This is a genomic window from Streptomyces subrutilus (assembly GCF_001746425.1).
GTDB lineage: Bacteria > Actinomycetota > Actinomycetes > Streptomycetales > Streptomycetaceae > Streptomyces > Streptomyces subrutilus_A.
Genome location: NZ_MEHK01000001.1, coordinates 6981963 through 7000737 on the forward strand (window position 1 = coordinate 6981963; position 18775 = coordinate 7000737).

Here is an 18775-nt window from a genome sequence, read left to right on the forward strand (position 1 = left end):
CGGCCGCCGGGCCGGTGGGGATACGGGTCGTCCGTGCGAGACCTAGTGCTGTGACCGGGAAGGTTCACCGGGTCGCGGCCCCCGGCACGGCACCTCGCCGCGTGGTCGGGCCACGCGAGTACGTCCGGTACGAGCCGTGGCCCTCCGCCTTGCGATGCACCGCACCGGACGCCGCGACCCGGCAAGCCCTCCCGCCCACAGCACTAGGGGCGCCTGGCGGTATGCAGCCGGAGCAAGGTGCGGCGGCCGCGTTCGGCGACCTCGGGGTCGTCGTGGGCCGTGCCGTAGGCGATGCCCGAAACGGCGTCGAAGGCCGTCTCGCAGTCCAGGCGCAGCTCCTCGGTGGGCGTGAGAGGTCTGCCGTACCCGTCGAGGAACGCGGCGCGCAGGTCCGGCCGTCCGGTCCAGGTGTCGCTCAGGCGCGCCATGTCCCGGGTGGCGGTCGCGTACTCCGACCGCTCGAAGTCGAACAACCGGAGCTCGCCGTCCTCGGCGAGGAGGACATTGCGGTACTGCAGATCCCCGTGCGTCGGAACACTCAAGGGCTGCGGGAGGTCCCCGTACACGCGGGCCAAGGCGAGGACCAGGTCCTCGTCCCCGTCGGCCAGGTGCGGCCGGGCCTCCCGCAGATGACGCTGCACCCGGCCCAGAGCCGCAGAGGGGCCGGCCGGCCGCTCCGGTCCGCAGCGGTGCAGGGCGGACGTCAGGCGGCCCAGCTCATGCTGGACCCGCACCTCATCAGCGGGGTCGAGGAGCAGGCCGTTCGGGGAGCGCCCCGCCAGCGCGGTGATGACGACGGCCCGCGCCCTCGTGTCCGCCGCGACGAGGCGGGGCGCCCGGGCGCCGAGCGCGGGCACCCAAGTCCGGTACGCGGCCACCTCCCGCTCGTGGAACCGCGCCGTCCGGTGCCGTTTGAGGTACCAGACGCCGCCGTCGGCCCCGGTGATCCGCCAGACCCGGTTCCGCGTCCGCGCCCAGGAGACCTCCGCCGCCTCGGTGATCCGGCCGACGGCCTGTTCGGCGAATACCCGGAGCCGGTACGGCAGTCCCATCGCGCCGGCCCCGGTGGGCGGGCCGGGCAGGAGGCGGGTGCGGTCGGGGTGGCCGGGGGTGTGTGGCACGGGGTCCTCGGGGCGCTGGAAATGTACGGCGGCGGGCAGTCCGGCGCGGTAGGCGTCCAGGCCGGCCCGGCAGTACGCCACCATCGGATCCGGCAGCCCGTCCAGCGGGTACCAGCCCATGCCGTCGCACCGGTCCGGCTCCATCACCTGGGGCCGCCCCGACCACCGCCGCACTTCGAAGAACACGCCGATCCGGGAACGGGTACCCGCGGGAGGCCGGTGGTGGACGGTGGCGGCCGCGGCGACGTCCTCGGTGTCGATCAGGACGCCGGTCTCCTCGCGGGCCTCCCGGATCACCGCCTCGACCATGTCCTCGCCCGGGTCGAGGTGCCCGGACGGGAGATGCCACAGCCCGGACGCGTACACCGGCCCCGCGCGGCGCGACAGCAGCACCTCGGGGCCGGCCTCGCCCTCGCGGCGGAGGACGAGGTGGACGTCGACGGGCACCGTGTGCCGTGCGGCGGAGCCGCTCACCGCGCGGCCTCGGGCCGGCGGGCGGGGAGCACGCCGCCCCGGCACACGCACCCGCGGGGGCGCGGAGCGGGGGTGGGCATCGTCGTCACGCGGTGACCTCCTTGGAGGGGTGACGGTCCTTGCGGGTGCCTGCGGCCTCCGTGGCCGCTGCCTGCTCCGGGATGGCGGTCAGCCGCCAGCAGAGTTGTGCCCCGCCCCTCCCCGCGCCGACCCACTGGTCTCCGTCGGGTTCGAGGTGCAGCCGGTAGGAGGCGGGTGATCCGGCTGCCCGCCAGCGGGTGGCGGTGTCCTGGATCTCCGCCCGGATCTCCCGCGGCCCACAGGCCGTGACCGTCCACCCTCCGGCGCCGTCGGGCCGGGCGGTCACCCAGGACCCGCAGGCGGGCGCGCCGATCACCAGGTCAGCGGCGGCCCAGTTCCGCACCAGGCAGCCGTCCCGGCCCTCGCCCGTCACGACCGTCGGCCGATACCCGAGGGCGGCCAGCCGATCGCGGGCGGCGGCGGTGACGTGCGGATCGCGGTCCACGCTCACCACCCCGGTGTCCCCGGCGAGTGCGCACCCCACGGCGGCGGTGACCCCGGCGCCCGTTCCGATGTCCAGCAGGCGCTGCCCGGGCCGCAGGTCCATGCGCTGGAGCAGGTCGGCGGTCATGGCGACCGTGCTCGACATCGCGGTCATCGACCCGCCCGAGCGCTGACCCGGCACCCGGCCCGGGACGGGCTCGCCCGCGTGCTGGATCAGCACGCTCTCCCCGCCGTAGAGCACCCCGAGGAGCTCGTCCCGGTGGGCGGCCACCGCCCGGTCCAGGAGGTCCCATACCGGCGGCTTTTCGTCCGGCCTGCTGCGCCGCACGTACGCCTGCGGCATCAACACCTCACGGGGCAGGGCCCGCAGCGCGTCGCGGACAGGGCCGGGCCGGAGGGCTCCGGCGGCTTCCAGCCGGGCGACCATCGCCGCCCGGGCCGCGGCGGGACCGTCGTCGGGCACGGCTTCAGTACGGGCATGGGGCAGGGTGGGATCCACGTACGGCTCCTTGGAGTGCCGGCAGGGCGGGTGGTTCGGCCGGCTCAGGTCCAGCCGAGCTCGGTATAGAGGCGGCCGGCCTGGATGCCCTCGATGGCGGCCCGGGTATAGGGGACGACGGGGTGGGGGAGGGCGCCGGCGGGCCACCAGCCCCAGGACACGCAGCGGTCGGGCTCGCGCACCTCGGGCGTGCCCTGCCACCGCCGGGCGCGGAAAACGACTCCCATCCGGGGCTGCCCGCCCACCCGGTCCACCAGATGGACCAGGTGAACGAGTTCCACATCGTCCGGGTCGATGACCAGGCCGGCCTCTTCCTCGGCCTCCCTGACCAGGCAACTCACCGCGGATTCCTGCTCGCAGTGACCGGCGAGGAAGTGGTGGGTGGAGGCAGCGAACGCCGCGCTGGGGTGGCGCAGTCCGAGGAGCACCCGTCCGTCCCGTTCCAGGTAGAGGTGGACGCCGACGATGTTGGGAACGCTTCCGCTGCCGGCCCCAGGCTGCCGTCCCGACACGGGCGTTGGGCGTCGGCGCTCCACCGTGCGTGCGCTGCGGCGGAGTTCGGGGCGGGCGGACGACGCGTGCCGGCGCACCAGAGCCAGGGTTGAAGGACTCAGGCGCAGGCGGGGCATGGTCTCCAGGGAGAACCAGGCGAGCATGACGCCTTCGGTGAGGGTGAGTTCGGCCGGATCGCCGTTCCACTGCCCGGCGAAGACCTGGACTGGTACGGACATGCCGTCGGTGCCGGTGGCCGACTCCGTCGCGAAGGGGGCCAGTACGGGCACCTCAAGTCCCGCTTCCTCCGCCAACTCCCGGCGAACAGTGGCCTCCAGCGAGCCGTCTTGCGGCTCCCGACCGCCGCCCAGCAAAGCCCAGGATCCCGGCTCCCAGATGCCGGGCACGTCGTCCCTCAGATGGAGCAGGTAGCGGCCGTCGCCGTCGTGGATCAACGCCGAGGCGTTCAACGGTTCGATCCGGCCGTCGAGGCCCGAGGCGACGAGCTTGGCCCGCAGAGCGGGCGACGCGACCTCGTCGAAGGGCAGCCACTCCGCGCCGGATGCCTCCTCGGGCTGTGGGGCGATCTGGGCGGTGGTGTCGACCAGACAGAACGCGAACCGGAAGTCGTAGTGCCGGTGGGCGGGCTCGCCCTTCGTCGGGCTGGCGTCGATGTCGTGGACGTCGATGTCAAAGGGAGCGCTCCCGTACTCGGCGGTGGCGCACAGGGCGGCGGGCGGGAGCCCGGCCTCCTCGTGGACCTCGCGCAGCGCCGCCTCCAGGAGCGTTCGGTCGCCCTCCTCGACGTGCCCGCCCGGCGCGAGGGCTTTGCCGGTGGCCCGGTGATGGATGTGCAGGACGCGCCGGTCCCGGTCGACCACGACGGCGCTGCACGTGACGTGTCCGGGCAGTGTGGAGCGGCTAGTGGGGTCGTCCTTGGCTTCCAACGCCAGTACCAGGGGTGCCAGTAGCGCCTCTTCGGCGGGGTGGCGCACCAGGTAGGCGGTGACGAGATCGCGGATGTGGGAGCGGGTGGGCGGCAAGGTGGCCTCGCAGTGCAGGGCAGCCGATGGGGGAGGGGATGTCGGGGCGGAGATCGCGCCGACATGGCATGGTGGTGATGCGGGAAACGGGGAGAGCCACAGCACGGCCCAGCAGCAGCGCCACGGCGTACGACACCGGTACCGACAGAGGGCCGGTCAGCATGGAGAAGGGAATCGCGGCGACGATCGCGGCCGCGCCAGATCGGTCGCCGCCATCACGGCACGCTCCGGGGCCCGCCGCCGCATGGCGAACGGGGCGCGGGCACGCTCACCACCGGCAGCCGGCCGGCGCGTCAACACGACACGGCGTCCGGGGGTTGGGGCAGGGGGAGACCTGCTGCTGTTCGAATGCTGCAGGAGCAAAGCGGCGGGCGTGCCCAGGATTCACGGCATCCTCCGGACGGGCGCAGGGCTGGTACAGGTGCTCTAAGAACGGCGCTGCATCGACGCCGTCACGGCCGATTCGGGGGCAATGGCCGCACATATGTTCCGTCTCGGCCCGCTGGCCTTGGCAGGCCTGGGACGGTGTCGCCCAAACTCGCTCGAACAGGTCCGCTCACCCGTGCGGGGGATTGCCTGCCGCATCTCTGTCTCGGGTGCATACAAGGGCACGGCCGGGCGGCTCTCGACGAGGCTGGGCGGGCCCTGCCCGGTAGGCCGGGCCCAGGAGCGGTACCTGGTGCCCGACGGCGGGATCAGGCGTCCGTGATCGTGAAGAGGGCGTCGGCACCCGTCATCTCCAGCAGGCGCCGGAACTGGGGCTGCGGGGCGCGCAGGCTGATGTGCCTACCGTGCTCTGCCGCCGTGTGCCGGGCTTGGATGAGGCCGTTGAGTCCGGAGGAGTCGCAGAAGGAGAGTTCGGACAGGTCGACGACGATCTCGTCCGGGCCGCCGGGTTGGGTGATCGCCGCGTGCAGGGCGCCCCGCAGCATCGAGACCCGGTCGATGTCCATCTCACCGCCGACGTGCACGACAAGAAGCTGATCATCACCGTTCACCCACACGCCCCGCTCACCACCGTCTTCTGGATCTTCCATGCCGCCATGATGAAGCAGGCGGGGGGTGAAGAGGTACACGACGAGACGGAAAGCCGGCGGACGGTCGGCCGAACCCTGCCGCTGTGCCCCCGCACTCCCGCGAGATCGCCGAGCTCCTGGCTGCCGTTAGGCGTCGGCCATCCGTGGCCCGGGGTGCGGTTCGCGGCGGCGTGGGGGTCGCGCGTCGGCGTGGCGGCCGCAAGACCGAGGCCGCCCAGCTCGACCCCCGGGCCCGCCCGGAACGGCCGGCCGGTCGCGGGCGCATGGAACGGGCGGCGCCGGACACACGTAAGCCAACTGGCCTGAATGCACGAGCAGTCGGGCCTTCCATCCCCACAACGCGCATCGAGGAAGGGAATGACGTCATGCCGCTGACATTCCGCAAGAGCTTCAGAATCCTGCCCGGTGTCCGGCTCAACATCAACCGCAAGTCGTGGTCGATCACCACCGGCGGCGGCAAACACGGCCCCCGCCGCACCCACAGCAGCACCGGACGCCGTACCACCTCGATGGACCTGCCCGGCCCCTTCGGCTGGCGCAAGACCCGCCGCCGCTGATGCACAACGGGAGCCGCGGGCGCGAACTCGGCCGGCAGCATCCCGAGTCGATGACGGCCGCCGGCAACTGCCGTTCCGGCCCGGTGGCCGGGGTGTGGACGCGAGCAGATCTCGTGGGCTTGCGACGGTGTTGCGGGGGCATACGGCCAGCACCCTTCGAGAGGAGCTGTTCATGCTCGGTATAGCGGCAGCGGTACTTTTCTTCATCGCGTTCCTGATCAATGCGGCGGCCATCGGCACCAACGACGCGTTCTCCTCGACGAACGTGACACTGCTCGGCCTGATGGCCCTGGCCCTGCACGTGGCGGGTATCGGGGCCGGCCGGATCTCCAGACGCCGCTGAACCCCGGTGCCGGGCGGTGACGGTGTTGCACCGTCACCGCCCGGCGCCTGTCGCCTGTCGGCCCGGGCCTGCCGGGCCTCCTCCCGCTGGGCGCGGGTCACGTAACCCCCGGCGAAGAAGCCGGCGGCCGCGGTGCGGGGCGGGAGCGGGGGCGCCCGCCGCGGTGAGGACCTTTGTCACCAAGGTGGGGACTTTCGCGGGTGGCCCCAGGGGCCGATGCGGGATGGGATGGAAGACCCGCCCGGAAAGCGGACGGCCCGCAGGCGCCCCCTCTCGAAATCGATGTCCATGTGCGCAGACGCCACCCTCCACACCTGCCCTTCTCAGGCGGTGCTCCCCGCCGAAGGCATGTGGCTGCTGCTCGCCCCCGCCGCCGTACCCGCCGGCGCGGCGGAGGTCGTGCAGGTCAGCCCACGGATTCGTGCCGCCATGCCCGAGGAGGCGAGGCCGCGCCGGGCCTTCGCCGACATGGTCGCTCCGACCAGTGCGTCCATCTCGCGCCAGCTGCTGCTGGACGCGTTCCAGGGTGCCGGGCGCACCTACCGGCAGCCGATCGAGTACGCGCACCCGCAGGGCACGGTCATCAGCATGACGTCCGCGCGCCGGCTGGAGCTCGGCGACGGCGCCGACGCCCTGCTGGTGGAGATCGAGGAAGAGGAGCAGGGAGAGTGGCTGCACTGGGAGGCGCTGCGCTCCATGACGGTGCTGTCCGACCAGTCGCTGTGGGTCTACGACGAGGAAGCCGACCGGTTCAGCTGGCTCGACGGGGAGCGCCTGTACAACGGGATGGGGCCGGGGGACAGGATGCCCCTCGCGGAACTGCTGAGCCGTGTCCACGCCGATGACGTCGCCCGCGTGGAGGAGGCGTTCTGGGCCCTGCGCCGCGGGGAGTCCCTGCAGGTGGACGTGGACTTCCGGATGCCGGATGAGCACGGCTCTCCGCACTGGCTGCGCACCCTCGCACGCCTCGTCCGCTTCGGGTTCGACGGCAGGCGGTGCGTCGTGGGGACGACGAGCGACACCACCGCGGCCGTAGAACGCCATCAGTCACTCCTCCAGGCCCACGCCGATGCCAGTCGGCGCGGTGAGCTCGTGCAGCAGCTGGCCGCGGCGTTCGTGGCGGCCGCCACGGAGGACGAGCTGACGGAAGCGATCCTCAACCGGGTCGCCCCCGCCTTCGAGGGGAACGGCACCCTGCTGGCCTTCGTGGAGGGGGGCAGGCTGCGCGTCACCTTCGGTGACGGGATCGACCCGGCGCTGGCGCGCTCCCTCCACGGCCTACCGCTCGACGCCCCCAAGCCGCTGACCGAGGCGATCCGTACGGGCACCCCGCTGTTCATCGCCACGCGCGAGGACTATCGCCAGTCCTGGCCGCAGGCCCACAGCCTGCTGGACGCCACCGCCGCCGAGTCGTTCATCATGATCCCCTTGCGCGGCCAGGGGTCGGCTCCGCTCGGCGGCTGGGTGGTGACCTTCGACCGGCCGCACAACCTCTCGGACCACGAGCGGACCCTGGTCGGCGTCATGGCGGACGTCGCCGGGCAGGCCTGGGAGCGCATCCGGCTCCAGGCCGCCCGCACGGAACTGGCCAACACGGTGCAGCGCGACATGCTGCCCGCCACCCTGCCGACCGTCGTCGGCTACGAGGTCCAGGCGCGCTACAGCCCCGCGCATCGCGGCCTCGACATCGGCGGTGACTGGTACGACGTCATCGCCCCGCCCGACGGCAGCACCGCCTGCATCATCGGCGACGTGCAGGGGCACAACGTGCAGGCCGCGGCCCTGATGGGGCAGATCCGCACCGCCATGCACGCCTACGCCTGGCAGGAACCCGCGCCCGACAGGGTTCTGGCCCGCACCAACGATCTGATGCTGCAGATGAAGCTCCCGGTCTTCGCGACGTGCCTGTACACCCTGCTCACCCCGGAAGGACGCGTCGTCACCGCCCGAGCCGGCCATGTCCCCCTGGTGCACTCCCAAGCGGCAGGGGCGCAGAGCCGGGAGTACCCGGGCGGACCGCCGCTGGGGGTCGTCCGGGAGAGCACGTTCCCCGTCCACTCGCTGGACCTGGCCCCCGGCGACCTGCTCGTCCTCGTCACCGACGGCCTGGTGGAAGGCCCGCAGCTGTCGATAGACGCCGGCATGGACGCCGTCTGCCGCACCACCTTCCGCCACAGACGGGCGCCCCTGGCGGAGGTCGCGGACGCCCTCATGGCCCAAAGCGACTCCATCACGGGCCACATCGACGACTGGGCCGCCCTCGTCGTCCGCCGACTCGGGAACACCTCCTGAAGGAGGGGCGTCAGGCCTTGCCGAAGGCGATGAGGAGGCCGCCCTGCGCGGGGGCGAACAGTCGTCCTCGGGCGGTCGCGATCCCGGGTACGGTCCAGCCCCGCTCGTCCTGCTCCGCGACCACGTTCTCCATCGGATGCGGCTCGGCCGCCAGCCGGTAGGACCACGCCTTCGCGCCGGTCCTCTCGTTCAGGACGACCAACTCGCCGTTGCCGTCTCGGATGTACACGTACCCTCCCGCCACGAGCCGGACCGTTGCCGCTTGGCGCGGACTGCTGTAGCTCCACACGGTGCGGTAGTCGGTCGTGTTCAACGCGCGTACGACCCCACGGTTGGCGATGTAGACGCGTCCGGTTCCGAAGGCGGGCGTGGCGTCCGCGGGGAAGGAGCGCAGGACCGCCCCGGTCGTACGGTCGTAGGCGACGGTGTTGGCGTCGTCGCTGAAGCTGTTGCGCAGCCACAGGGCGCCCGCACCGAGCACGGCGGGATTGCCGCCCGGCCCCGACCTGTCGGGAACGTCGAAGCGTCGCAACTCCCTACCGCTGTTGCGGTCCAGGAGCTGATAGGCCAGGTTGTCGAACGCGACCCAGACGCCGGCCTCATCGACCACGACGGGTGCGAACCCGTTCTCCACCAGCGGCGCGTCCCACAGACGCTGTCCCGTCCCGGCACGCAGCGCGACGGCCTTGCCCCGGCCGTCCTGCGTGTAGAGGACGTCGCCGTACCACGTGGGCGGATACTGGCAGTACGGCGAGCCGCCGAGAGAAGTGGTCCACTTCAGGGCTCCGGTGGCGGGGTCCCACGCACTGACCTTGCCGCCGCCGGTCTGTGTGTAGAGGAGCCCGCCCCCGTAGGTGACGGTCGCGTTGGGCTCGCCGGTCAGGAATTTCTGCGGCCAGAGGTCCTTGCCCGATGCGGCATCGAGGCCCACGAGCTGCATGCGGGGCCCGCCTTCGCCACCCTGATCCGCGTTGACCACCGCGAAGACCCGGCCGCCGACGGCAACGGGCGCCGAGACCACCGACCCCAGGTCACGGGACCACAGCTTCTTGAAGGGAGGCGCCGCAGTGGCCCCGGCGACGAAACTGTCCGCACGCGCGTCGGCACGGTAGCCGAGCGTCGCGTCCTGCGGCTCCGCCGCAGCCGTGGCAGACGAACCGCTGCCGACGAACAGCAGTGCACTCGCAGCCGCTGCCACCACCCTGACCCGCGTCGAACCGTAGAGCGCTGTCCCTCTCATCAGACCCCCAAAGACGACACCCGCACGCGGCGGGACCACGGCCACGGACGATCAGCCGCATCGCCGGTTACCCCCTCGCGCGCAGGGCATGCACCTCGTCGGCGGATCAACTGCCGGACGCCGCGCGTGCCTCGCCGCGCTGCGGTGGCGCGAAGCGGAGCGGACCCCCTTTCGCCTACACCGCCGACCTGCTCGCCCCCGCCCGGGACGGCGTTCGCGACCACCTGACGCAGCGGTACGTCGCCGCCCTCGAGAAGAACCAGAACTGGACCTGCGGCGGCCAGGCTACTGGCCAATCGGTCGGCAGTAGCGCTGGACGAGGTCGGCGTGCTCGGGGAAGCGAGTCATGAGGTCGTCCGGGTGGCCGAGGGTCATGTCGGCGTAGTCGAATCCGGGCGCGACGGCTTCGCTGATCAGGGCGTGGTCTCCGGCGGTCAGGTGGGAGGCTTTCCAGACCCCTCCGGGCACGGCCAGGGTGAGGAGCTGCCCTCGGCCGGTGTCCTGTCCGAGAACGGCGCTGCTGTAGCGGCCGTCGGGGTGGAGCAGGTGATAGGTGACCGGTTCGCCGTGGTGGTGGAAGTGCAGGATGTCGGACCGGTTCAGGTGCCAGTGACCGACGGGCGACCAGTGCGTGAGCAGGTAGTGGATGGAGGTCAGCGTGTAGCGCTCACCGGCGGGCGTGGGGATGCGCGGGCGGTGGTCCGCCTGGAAGGTCCGACGGAAGTATCCGCCCTCGACGTGGGCTTCCAGGCCCAGGGTGTCGATCCAGTGCTGCGCTGTGATCAAGGCGTCCTCCGGTGTTCATGGGAGTGGCCGTGTGCCTGGGCCGTGACCCTGTCCATCAAAAACCTGGTCAGCCGGTCAGCGCTGCGCGGCTGCCGAGGTGGGAATGCCGTGTGAGGTGACGAGCCGGGCGCTTCCCTCGGCGAGTTGGTAGGCGAGGCCGACGACGCCGGTGTGACCGGAGGCGACCTGGTCCGCCAGGAGTCGGGAGCGGTCCAGGAGCAGGTCCACGGTGTGCCGTATGTGCGTGTCGATCAGGTCGCTGTCGGCGGTGAGGCCCGCGGCGCGGGCGGCCAGGACGCTCGGCGTGACCCGTTCCACGACGTCCCGTACGTAGCCGGTGGCGGCCGGCCCGTCTTCGACGGCTGCCCGGGCGGCGGCGACGGCTCCGCAGGAGTCGTGGCCGAGGACGACGACGAGGCGGCAGTCGAGCACGCTCGTGCCGTACTCGATGCTGCCCAGCACCTCCGGCCCGAGGACGTGCCCGGCGGTGCGTACCACGAACAGGTCACCAAGCCCCTGGTCGAAGATGATCTCGGCCGCCAGCCGTGAGTCCGAGCATCCCAGGAGCACCGCGAAGGGCTTTTGGGCCGGGGCGAGCTCGGCCCGCCGTGCCGCGTCCTGGTTGGGGTGGTGCGGCGTGCCGGTCACGAAGCGGTGGTTCCCGGCGAGCAGAGCGTCGAGTGCCTGAGCAGGAGATACAGGAGTAGATGCCATGGCAGCAGATTACGAGGCGTCCGACTGGGCCGCCGATCCGGGCCCCGGGCGGCGCTGCCGACGTCGCCGGCCACACCACCCAAACCCTGGATCGCGGATCGACCCAGCGGCACAACCGTGTTCCGGGGCCGGGGCGTGGGGCGTCCGGATGCCGTGCGGGCCGGCCCGCGGCACTCTGGATCCATGGCGGACCAGACGGAGATCGTGATCCACCCCGTGTCGCCGAAGGGCGGGCGCAAGGTCACTGTGCACGCGCTCGGTGTGGACGCCGACCTCGGCCGGGCGTTCTCGCCTGGGGACGTGTCGGAGTTTCTGCGCCGTGCTGGTCTGGAGGATGTGAAGCTCTCCGAGGACGGGCCGATCCGGTGGGAGGGGGGCGGCCCCGACGTGTGGACAGGCGACATCTGACGACGCCGGGCCCCACCCAGCCGGGCGCTCCCGAACCAGTGCGCCGCCCCCTCTGCGCGACGTCGAACCTCCCCTTCAAAGCCACGAAAATCTATGTCGGCCGAAGTAGACATTAGGCGGTGGCGCGGTTATGGTTCTCGCGTAGCCCAAAGAGACAGAAATGGCTTGGCAGGGAAGAACAGCCGGGCAGCAGCACCTGCGGTATCGGTCCTCGGTGAAGGCGTCGGTAAGTAGCGACCACCGAGGGAAGAACGGTGATGTAGCAGTTCCTTCGGGGCCCTGGTGCCAACGGCACCAGGGCCCCTCTACGCGAGATGTGCGATGACAGCAGCGGTCCGCGGCTGCGTGACGAGTAGAGGCGGGCGCGGTCGGCGCCGACAGGAGCTGGGGAGTTTTCGGTGGAACAGCAGGTACGGGTAATGCCCGATGAGGGTGGTGTCCGCGTCATCGTGTGCGGAGGAGAGTTCGACCAGGACACCCTCGGCCCCCTCCAACGAGCCTGCACGGCGGCCGCGGAGGACCGGGGCGTACGGCGGATCGTCCTGGACGTCGCCGAGGTGACCTTCGCCGACTCCTCCATGCTGAACCTGATGCTGCTCGTGCGGCGCACCGGCCGCCTCGTCCTGGCCGGCCCCCTGCCCCATCAGCTGGGCCGGCTCCTGGACCTCACCGCGGCCCGCGACCTCTTCCCCACCGCCGAGGGCATCGACGCGGCGCGCGCCCTGTAGCCGGGGTCGCCGCCACGGAGGGCCGAGCAGGACGGGTCCCCGGCCCCGCCCGCCCCACGCGGACGGACAGGAATGGGGCCGGCCCGTCAGGGTGCGGCGCCACGAAACGGCCGGCCTCAAAGCCGCTGGCAATGATCAAGAGATCGGCACGTTTGGAAGCCTCGGCGCGGTGAAGACGGTTGGCAACACCGTCTTTGTTCATCGAGGTAGGAGAAGCGCATGGGCATCATCGCCTGGATTCTGATCGGACTGCTCGCGGGTTTCATCGCCAAGGCGCTGATGCCGGGCAAGGACCCGGGCGGCGTCATCATCACCATGCTGATCGGCATCGCAGGCGGCCTGCTCGGCGGTTGGCTCGGCAAGGTCATCTTCGGTGTCGACTCGATCGACGGCTTCTTCGACGTCTCCACCTGGCTCGCCGCGATCATCGGCTCGGTCATCCTTCTCGCCCTCTACCGGCTGGTCACCGGCAACAAGCGAAACCACCGGCACGCTTGATCGACCGGGTCCCACTTCGGACGGAAACGGCTCCCCCTCTTCCGAGGGGGAGCCGTTCCTCTGTACCTGCTCCGCCGGCCTCGGGTGTGCGCGGGCCGCGCAGAGGCCCCCGCCACGACCGCTCCCGGTGATGGCGTGGATCGCGGCGGGGGCGGGAGGCTCACATGGCGGCAGGGAACCGTTCCCAGACGCGGTGGGCCGAGAGCAGCTCCAGGAGTTGCGGCATTCCCCGGCCGCCGTCGGTGACGATGACGCCGGGGTCGCCGACCGAGATCCCGGCGGCCTCGAAGAGGGCTTCGGCGCCACCCCAGCCGGCGAGGGCCTTGCCGTGCTGGTACGCCTCGGTCAGCAGCGCCAGGACACGAGGATCGCTCACAGGCGACCGAGGGGCGCCGGCCTTGGCGTCGCGGGCACCGTAGGCGTCGGCACCTGCTCCGGGCACACCCACGAACACCAGCGCGTCGAACTCGACCGAGCGGGCGGTGGCAAAGGTGCGCTGAACGGTCACCGGCTCACCATCGGCGCCCAGCACCCCGCCGGCCGGGGCCACGACCAGCGGCACCAGCCCCGCGTCCAGGACGGCCTCGCGGACCTCGCGCACGCCGGCCACGTCCAGGGCCTGATCGGTGACGATGCCGATGACGCGCCCGTCCAGCGGCCAGGTACGGCCGATCTGCGACAGCGCCGGGCTCGGGCGGACATCCACGAGCGGCTCGGTGGCGGCCGGCGCCGGCAGGCCGAGTCCGACGGCGACTTGGGCGCAGAGCTCGGGGTCGATGTTCGCGAGTACGCCGAGGGTGCGTTCTTTGACGGCCTGCTCGTAGCACTTGGCCAGTTCGAACGTGTAGGCGGCGATGATGTGCTCGCGCTCGACCGGGGTCATGCTGAGCCAGAACATGCGCGGCTGCGAGAAGTGGTCGCTGTAGGAGGCGGGTGCTTCGCGGACCTTGCGCCCCGCCGGGACCTCGACCGGCACCTCGATGAACGCGCCGGCGTCGGCGCCGGCGAAGAAGGGGCAGCCGCCGTCGAGACTGTTGGGCTTGTAGGGCGCCACGCCGCGGTGCACCGCCGTCTGGTGCATGCCGTCGCGCTGCATGTCGTTGACGGGTGCGTGGGTGCGGTTGATGGGCAGCTGCGGGAAGTTGGGGCCGCCGAGCCGCGTCAACTGGGTGTCCAGGTAGGAGAAGTTGCGTCCGGCGAGCAGAGGGTCGTCGGTGGCGTCGATGCCCGGTACGAGGTGGCCGGTGTGGAAGGCGACCTGCTCGACCTCGGCGAAGAAGTTCGACGGGTTCGCGTTCAGCGTCAGCAGCCCGATCGGCTGCACCGGCGCGAGCTCCTCGGGGACGATCTTCGTCGAGTCGAGAAGATCGATGCCTTCGAACATCTGGTCGTCGGTGTCGGGGAACGTCTGGATGCCCAGTTCCCACTGCGGGAAGGCACCGCACTCGATGGCGTCGAAGAGGTCCCGGCGGTGGAAGTCGGGGTCGACACCCGCGAGGATCTGCGCTTCCTCCCACACCAGTGAGTGCACGCCGAGCTTGGGCTTCCAGTGGAACTTCACCAGGGTGGTGACGCCCTGGGCGTTGACGAGGCGGAAGGTGTGGACGCCGAAGCCCTCCATCATCCGGTAGGAGCGGGGGATGCCCCGGTCGGACATGTTCCAGAGCGTGTGGTGGGTGGCTTCGGTGTGCAGGGACACGAAGTCCCAGAAGGTGTCGTGCGCGCTCTGCGCCTGCGGGATCTCGCGGTCCGGATGCGGCTTGCCGGCGTGGATGATGTCGGGGAACTTGATCGCGTCCTGGATGAAGAACACCGGGATGTTGTTCCCGACCAGGTCGAAGACGCCTTCCTCGGTGTAGAACTTCGTCGCGAACCCGCGGGTGTCGCGCACCGTGTCGGCCGAGCCGCGCGAGCCGAGCACGGTGGAGAACCGTACGAACACCGGCGTCTCGGCGTCCCGGGCCAGGAACGCGGCCTTGGTGACGGCCTGAGCTGTGCCGTAGGACTGGAAGACGCCGTGCGCGGCCGAGCCGCGGGCGTGGACCACGCGCTCGGGGATCCGCTCGTGGTCGAAGTGCATGATCTTCTCGCGCAGGTGGTGGTCCTGCAGCAGCACCGGCCCCCGGGGACCCGCCTTGAGGGAGTGGTCCGAGTCATGCACCCGCACACCCTGCGCGGTGGTGAGATACGCCCCGCTCTGCGCCATCCGGGCCTGGTCGGCGCCGGTGGGCTGCCCCGTCGGGCTGACCGTCTCGGGGCCGCTCTGGTCCGCCTTCGGAGGCAGCGGCTCAACGGGCTGGGTCGGCTCGACCAGCTGCGGGGACACCGGAGCGGGCTTACCGGGGACACCGCCCTCCGGCCCGTCGGTCGGGGCGTCGCCGTGCAAGGCGTCGGCGATCTTGTCAGCGACTGCCTTCACCGGATTCTTCTCGGACATCACATCTCCAGACACGGGGGACAGGCCCTACACGTGTGACCAGAAGCCGTGCATTCGAAAACGAGGACTGGGCTGTACGGCCCCCTCACGCCGGCTCACCGTCGTCAGCGGGTGGCGCGCCCGCGGACCCGGTCCGAGGCGACCGAGCGCCGCCGCCACCGGGTCCGCCCGTGATCGGGGCGCGGCGTACGCGTTCCCTCCTTCGAGCCAACCCCGACCCGCCACGGGCTGTGCGCGGGCCCACGGGAATACGGCGTAGCGTGGCCGGCGCCGCCGCCCGGTGGCCATGCGAGAAGGCCAGGAGCCATCGTGCTTGCCGCTGGACAGGGCGGGCATGCGCGAAGGGAACCACGGTGTCGAGTGCCGCCGCCGGCAAGCCCGCCCGCCGGGCGAGAAGCATCCTCAGAGCGCGCGGCACCGCACCATCTGGAGGCCTCGTATGTCTGTTTCCGCTGGCGCAGCCCCGCTCGCAGCACTGTCCGCAGCCGGAGTGGCGGTATGGCTCGACGACCTCTCCCGGGAACTCCTGGCCGGTGGGGAGCTCAACGAGCTGATCGCGGACAAGCACGTGGTGGGGGTCACCACCAACCCCACGATCTTCGCGTCCGCCCTGTCCAAAGGCGACCGCTACAACGAGCAGCTGACCCGCCTCGGCGACACGGGTGCCACCGTCGACGACGCGGTCTTCGCCCTGACCACCGACGACGTACGAACCGCGTGCGACGTCTTCGAACCGGTCCATCACCGCACCGGTGGCGTCGACGGGCGGGTCTCCATCGAGGTCGACCCCCGCCTGGCCCAGGACGCCGAGGCCACCACCGCCCAGGCCCGCAGGCTGTGGAACACGGTCGACCGGCCGAACCTGCTCATCAAGATCCCGGCCACCCGCAAGGGGCTGAAAGCGATCACCGCTGTCATCGCCGAGGGCATCAGCGTCAACGTCACGCTGATCTTCTCCCTGGACCGCTACCGAGAGGTGATGGACGCCTACCAGGCCGGTCTGGAGCAGGCCCAGGCCGCGGGACGCGACCTGTCGGCCATCCACTCGGTCGCCTCGTTCTTCGTCTCCCGCGTCGACACCGAGGTCGACCGCCGCCTCGACGTGTTGGCCACCTCCGAGGCCCGGGCGCTCAAGGGCAAGGCAGCGCTCGCCAACGCCCGGCTGGCCTACCAGGCGTACGAGCAGATGACCGCGCAGCCGCGTTGGCAGCGCCTCGCCGCGGCGGGAGCCCGCGTCCAGCGGCCCTTGTGGGCATCCACCGGCGTGAAGGACCCGTCCTACCCCGACACGATGTACGTCAGCGAACTCGTCATCCCCGGAACCGTCAACACCATGCCCGGCGCCACCCTGGCCGCGTTCGCCGACCACGGCACGCTCCGCGCCCACCCGCCGACGCAGGACGACTACGCGGCCGCCGCTGCCCACCTCGAGGCGCTGGAACACGCGGGCGTCGACTTCGCCGACATCACCGACACCCTCGAACGGGAAGGACTCACCAAGTTCGAGAACAGCTGGAAGGAGCTCGGAGCCTCGGTGGAGCACGAGATGCACCCCGAAGCCGCCGGCGCCGGCGAGGACAGCGAGAGCCGAGACGTAAAGTCCGAGAGCGCCGAACTGCTGGCGATCTACCTCAACGACCACTACTCCGCCGCGACCGGGGGCCTGGAGCTGTTCCGACGAGCCGCAAAGGCGCAGACGAGCGCGGACGCGGACACGGCATTGGCCGAACTGACCCGCCAGGTCGCCGAAGACCGTGACTCGCTGGCCCAGATCATGACGGACCTGAAGGTGCCCGTCAGCCATTCCAAGGCAGCCATGGGCTGGCTCGCGGAGAAGGCAGGCCGCCTCAAGGCCAACGGGCACCTCCTCTCCCGTTCCCCGCTCAGCGATGTCTTGGAGGCCGAATCCATGCTCCTGGGCGTCCAGGGCAAAACAGCCTGCTGGCGAACCCTGCGTGCCCTCGCCGCCACCGACGAACGCCTCTCCACCGAGCACCTGGACACCCTGATAGAACGGGCCGAGAAGCAGATCGCCCTCTTGGAAAAACTGCGCACCACGGCAACCACCCGAGCGCTGCACCCCCAGCCCTCCAGCCCGCGATAACCCCACGCAGCACCGCTGGAAGGGGCTCGGTCCTGTTCGCCCAGGTGGCCGACGGCATGCATACCGCTCTCACCGCCGGCTGGACGCCCGAGAACCCCGGCTCACCCCGTGCATTCCGATCACCGCCTCTTACACCCAGCGCACCGCGAGGGCTCAGCCGTCGAACACCGACCAGCAGATGTCGTTCCGCAACCGCTGGTCGTCGAGTACCAGCTCGCGAATCGCCTCCGGGAGCTGGTCGCGCTGCCACCGGCACTCGAGTCGCCCTGCGGCCTCGCTCTCGCCTTCTGGCGCGGCAGCGCGTGCGGCCTTGATCGCATAGGCAGCCGCGCCGAGCTCGTGCGCGGCGACGTGTGCGACGACCGCCGCCTGGCCGGCGGCATACGCGGCGTGCCGTGCTGCGCCACGCAGATCTCGAGCCGCGCCCATCGCATGGCCGCCCGCCGCGCGGGCCTGCATCATCCGGACTTCGCCACGCACCCAGGCACGGGCATGCTCGATCGCTTGGCGCGGCCGTGGATCCTCGGGCTGAGCCGACTCGAAGAGGCCAAGGACGTGCTCCGCGCAAGCTGCCGCCCAAAGGGCGAGGAGATGATGATCCGCATCGGTGAGCGTTCCACCGCGGCGGATCGTCACGAAACGAGGGTCCCTGACCTTTGGGAGGATCATGGCTGGCATTCCTTCCTGCTGGCATCCGCCCCACCTGAGGACGCGCATCCGCGACCATGCCCGCTGTGACCCGAGGCCTGCAAACCTGGTGATCGATCCGCAACTGGAGCAAGATCAATTGCAAGTGATGGGCCAGTGCTGTGACCGCGAACGTCCACCGGGTGTGGCGGCAGGGCGGTGTCTGCCGAAAATTCGTTTCGTGTCTCGGGGAGGCGCCTCTACCGTGGCGCGGTGACAACTCAGATGATCATTCTCAATGGTGGTTCCAGCTCGGGGAAGACTGGGATCGTGCGGTGCCTGCAGGCTGTACTGCCGGATCCGTGGTTGGCGTTCGGGGTGGATTCGTTCGTCGACGCGCTGCCCGCGAAGATGCAGGCGTCGGAGGCGGGGATCGAGATCGCGGCGGACGGCCGAGTGAGCGTCGGGGCGGACTTCCGGGAGCTGGAGACCGCCTGGACCGAGGGCATCGTCGCGATGGCCGGTGCAGGCGCCCGGATCATCGTCGACGACGTCTTCCTCGGCGGAGCGGCGTCCCAGCAGCGGTGGCAAAAGGCTCTGGGCGAACTGGCGGTGCTCTGGGTCGGCGTCAAGTGTGAGAGTGCGGTCGCCGCAGGCCGTGAGGTCGCACGAGGAGATCGAGTCCAGGGAATGGCCGCGTCGCAGGCAGATGTGGTTCACCAAGGGGTGGTCTACGACCTCGAGGTCGACACGACGCACACCGAATCCGTGGTGTGTGCGCGAGCCGTCGCCGCCCACGTCAGTTGATCGGCAAATCAACTCTCGGCCCGCCAAATCCGCAGCTGCGCGC

At 71.1% G+C, this 18775-nt stretch carries 16 protein-coding genes and 2 pseudogenes; 8 read left to right on the top strand and 10 right to left on the bottom strand.

Translation table 11 applies throughout. The annotated features are described in order from the left end of the window. Window positions 1-203 precede the first annotated feature (203 nt). From BGK67_RS31910 to BGK67_RS31925, 4 genes are all read right to left on the bottom strand, one after another. On the bottom strand, window positions 204-1595 hold the full coding sequence (locus tag BGK67_RS31910) for an NUDIX domain-containing protein (protein ID WP_069923314.1): 1392 nt from the start codon (window positions 1593-1595) through the stop codon (window positions 204-206). Between the two features lie 85 nt (window positions 1596-1680). Then, complete coding sequence (locus BGK67_RS31915; RefSeq protein WP_069923315.1) at window positions 1681-2619, bottom strand: hypothetical protein; 939 nt, start codon at window positions 2617-2619, stop codon at window positions 1681-1683. A gap of 44 nt (window positions 2620-2663) precedes the next feature. After that, a complete protein-coding gene (locus tag BGK67_RS31920; RefSeq protein WP_069923316.1) occupies window positions 2664-4154 on the bottom strand; it encodes an NUDIX domain-containing protein in 1491 nt (496 codons plus the stop codon). 695 nt (window positions 4155-4849) lie between these two features. After that, the gene (locus BGK67_RS31925) at window positions 4850-5191 is read right to left on the bottom strand and encodes an STAS domain-containing protein (protein ID WP_069924267.1); all 342 of its coding nucleotides are present in this window, start codon (window positions 5189-5191) and stop codon (window positions 4850-4852) included. 365 nt (window positions 5192-5556) lie between these two features. On the opposite strand from BGK67_RS31925, the gene BGK67_RS31930 reads away from it, so the two are divergent. Together BGK67_RS31930 and BGK67_RS39160 are read left to right on the top strand one after the other, a co-directional pair. Beyond that, a complete protein-coding gene (locus tag BGK67_RS31930; RefSeq protein WP_069923317.1) occupies window positions 5557-5748 on the top strand; it encodes a DUF4236 domain-containing protein in 192 nt (63 codons plus the stop codon). 172 nt (window positions 5749-5920) lie between these two features. Beyond that, on the top strand, window positions 5921-6091 hold the full coding sequence (locus BGK67_RS39160) for a hypothetical protein (RefSeq protein ID WP_167739615.1): 171 nt from the start codon (window positions 5921-5923) through the stop codon (window positions 6089-6091). Window positions 6092-6159: 68 nt separating this feature from the next. On the opposite strand, the pseudogene BGK67_RS40340 reads toward BGK67_RS39160, so the two are convergent. After that, window positions 6160-6231: pseudogene (locus tag BGK67_RS40340) on the bottom strand (alpha/beta hydrolase); the annotation flags it as partial. A gap of 148 nt (window positions 6232-6379) precedes the next feature. On the opposite strand from BGK67_RS40340, the gene BGK67_RS31935 reads away from it, so the two are divergent. Then, window positions 6380-8383, top strand: coding sequence for a SpoIIE family protein phosphatase (locus BGK67_RS31935; RefSeq protein ID WP_069924268.1), 2004 nt, complete (start codon window positions 6380-6382; stop codon window positions 8381-8383). Window positions 8384-8393: 10 nt separating this feature from the next. Here the strand turns inward: BGK67_RS31935 and BGK67_RS31940 are convergent, their stop codons facing one another. From BGK67_RS31940 to BGK67_RS31950, 3 genes are all read right to left on the bottom strand, one after another. Next, entirely contained in the window at window positions 8394-9623 is a 1230-nt protein-coding gene (locus tag BGK67_RS31940; RefSeq protein ID WP_079154491.1) for an outer membrane protein assembly factor BamB family protein, read from the bottom strand. 285 nt (window positions 9624-9908) lie between these two features. Next, window positions 9909-10409, bottom strand: coding sequence for a cupin domain-containing protein (locus BGK67_RS31945; protein ID WP_069923319.1), 501 nt, complete (start codon window positions 10407-10409; stop codon window positions 9909-9911). Between the two features lie 75 nt (window positions 10410-10484). Then, window positions 10485-11123 carry a carbonic anhydrase gene (locus tag BGK67_RS31950; protein ID WP_069923320.1) on the bottom strand — a complete coding sequence of 213 codons (639 nt, stop codon included), beginning with the start codon at window positions 11121-11123 and terminating at the stop codon, window positions 10485-10487. Between the two features lie 183 nt (window positions 11124-11306). On the opposite strand from BGK67_RS31950, the gene BGK67_RS31955 reads away from it, so the two are divergent. From BGK67_RS31955 to BGK67_RS31965, 3 genes are all read left to right on the top strand, one after another. Continuing rightward, window positions 11307-11531, top strand: coding sequence for a hypothetical protein (locus BGK67_RS31955; RefSeq protein ID WP_069923321.1), 225 nt, complete (start codon window positions 11307-11309; stop codon window positions 11529-11531). A gap of 419 nt (window positions 11532-11950) precedes the next feature. Continuing rightward, window positions 11951-12259, top strand: a complete 309-nt coding sequence (locus tag BGK67_RS31960) for an STAS domain-containing protein (protein ID WP_069923322.1) — start codon at window positions 11951-11953, stop codon at window positions 12257-12259. Between the two features lie 219 nt (window positions 12260-12478). Then, complete coding sequence (locus tag BGK67_RS31965) at window positions 12479-12757, top strand: GlsB/YeaQ/YmgE family stress response membrane protein (protein ID WP_069923323.1); 279 nt, start codon at window positions 12479-12481, stop codon at window positions 12755-12757. A gap of 160 nt (window positions 12758-12917) precedes the next feature. Here the strand turns inward: BGK67_RS31965 and BGK67_RS31970 are convergent, their stop codons facing one another. Then, window positions 12918-15194 carry a catalase gene (locus BGK67_RS31970; protein ID WP_069923324.1) on the bottom strand — a complete coding sequence of 759 codons (2277 nt, stop codon included), beginning with the start codon at window positions 15192-15194 and terminating at the stop codon, window positions 12918-12920. Window positions 15195-15633: 439 nt separating this feature from the next. Here BGK67_RS31970 and tal point away from each other — a divergent pair. Next, window positions 15634-16731: pseudogene (gene tal / locus BGK67_RS31975) on the top strand (transaldolase); the annotation flags it as partial. 720 nt (window positions 16732-17451) lie between these two features. Here tal and BGK67_RS31980 read toward each other — a convergent pair. After that, on the bottom strand, window positions 17452-17967 hold the full coding sequence (locus BGK67_RS31980; protein ID WP_069923326.1) for a putative immunity protein: 516 nt from the start codon (window positions 17965-17967) through the stop codon (window positions 17452-17454). A 231-nt stretch (window positions 17968-18198) separates the two neighbouring features. Here BGK67_RS31980 and cpt point away from each other — a divergent pair, with 231 nt between their 5' ends. Next, window positions 18199-18732, top strand: coding sequence for a chloramphenicol phosphotransferase CPT (gene cpt / locus BGK67_RS31985; RefSeq protein WP_244291377.1), 534 nt, complete (start codon window positions 18199-18201; stop codon window positions 18730-18732). The last annotated feature ends 43 nt before the right edge of the window (window positions 18733-18775 follow it).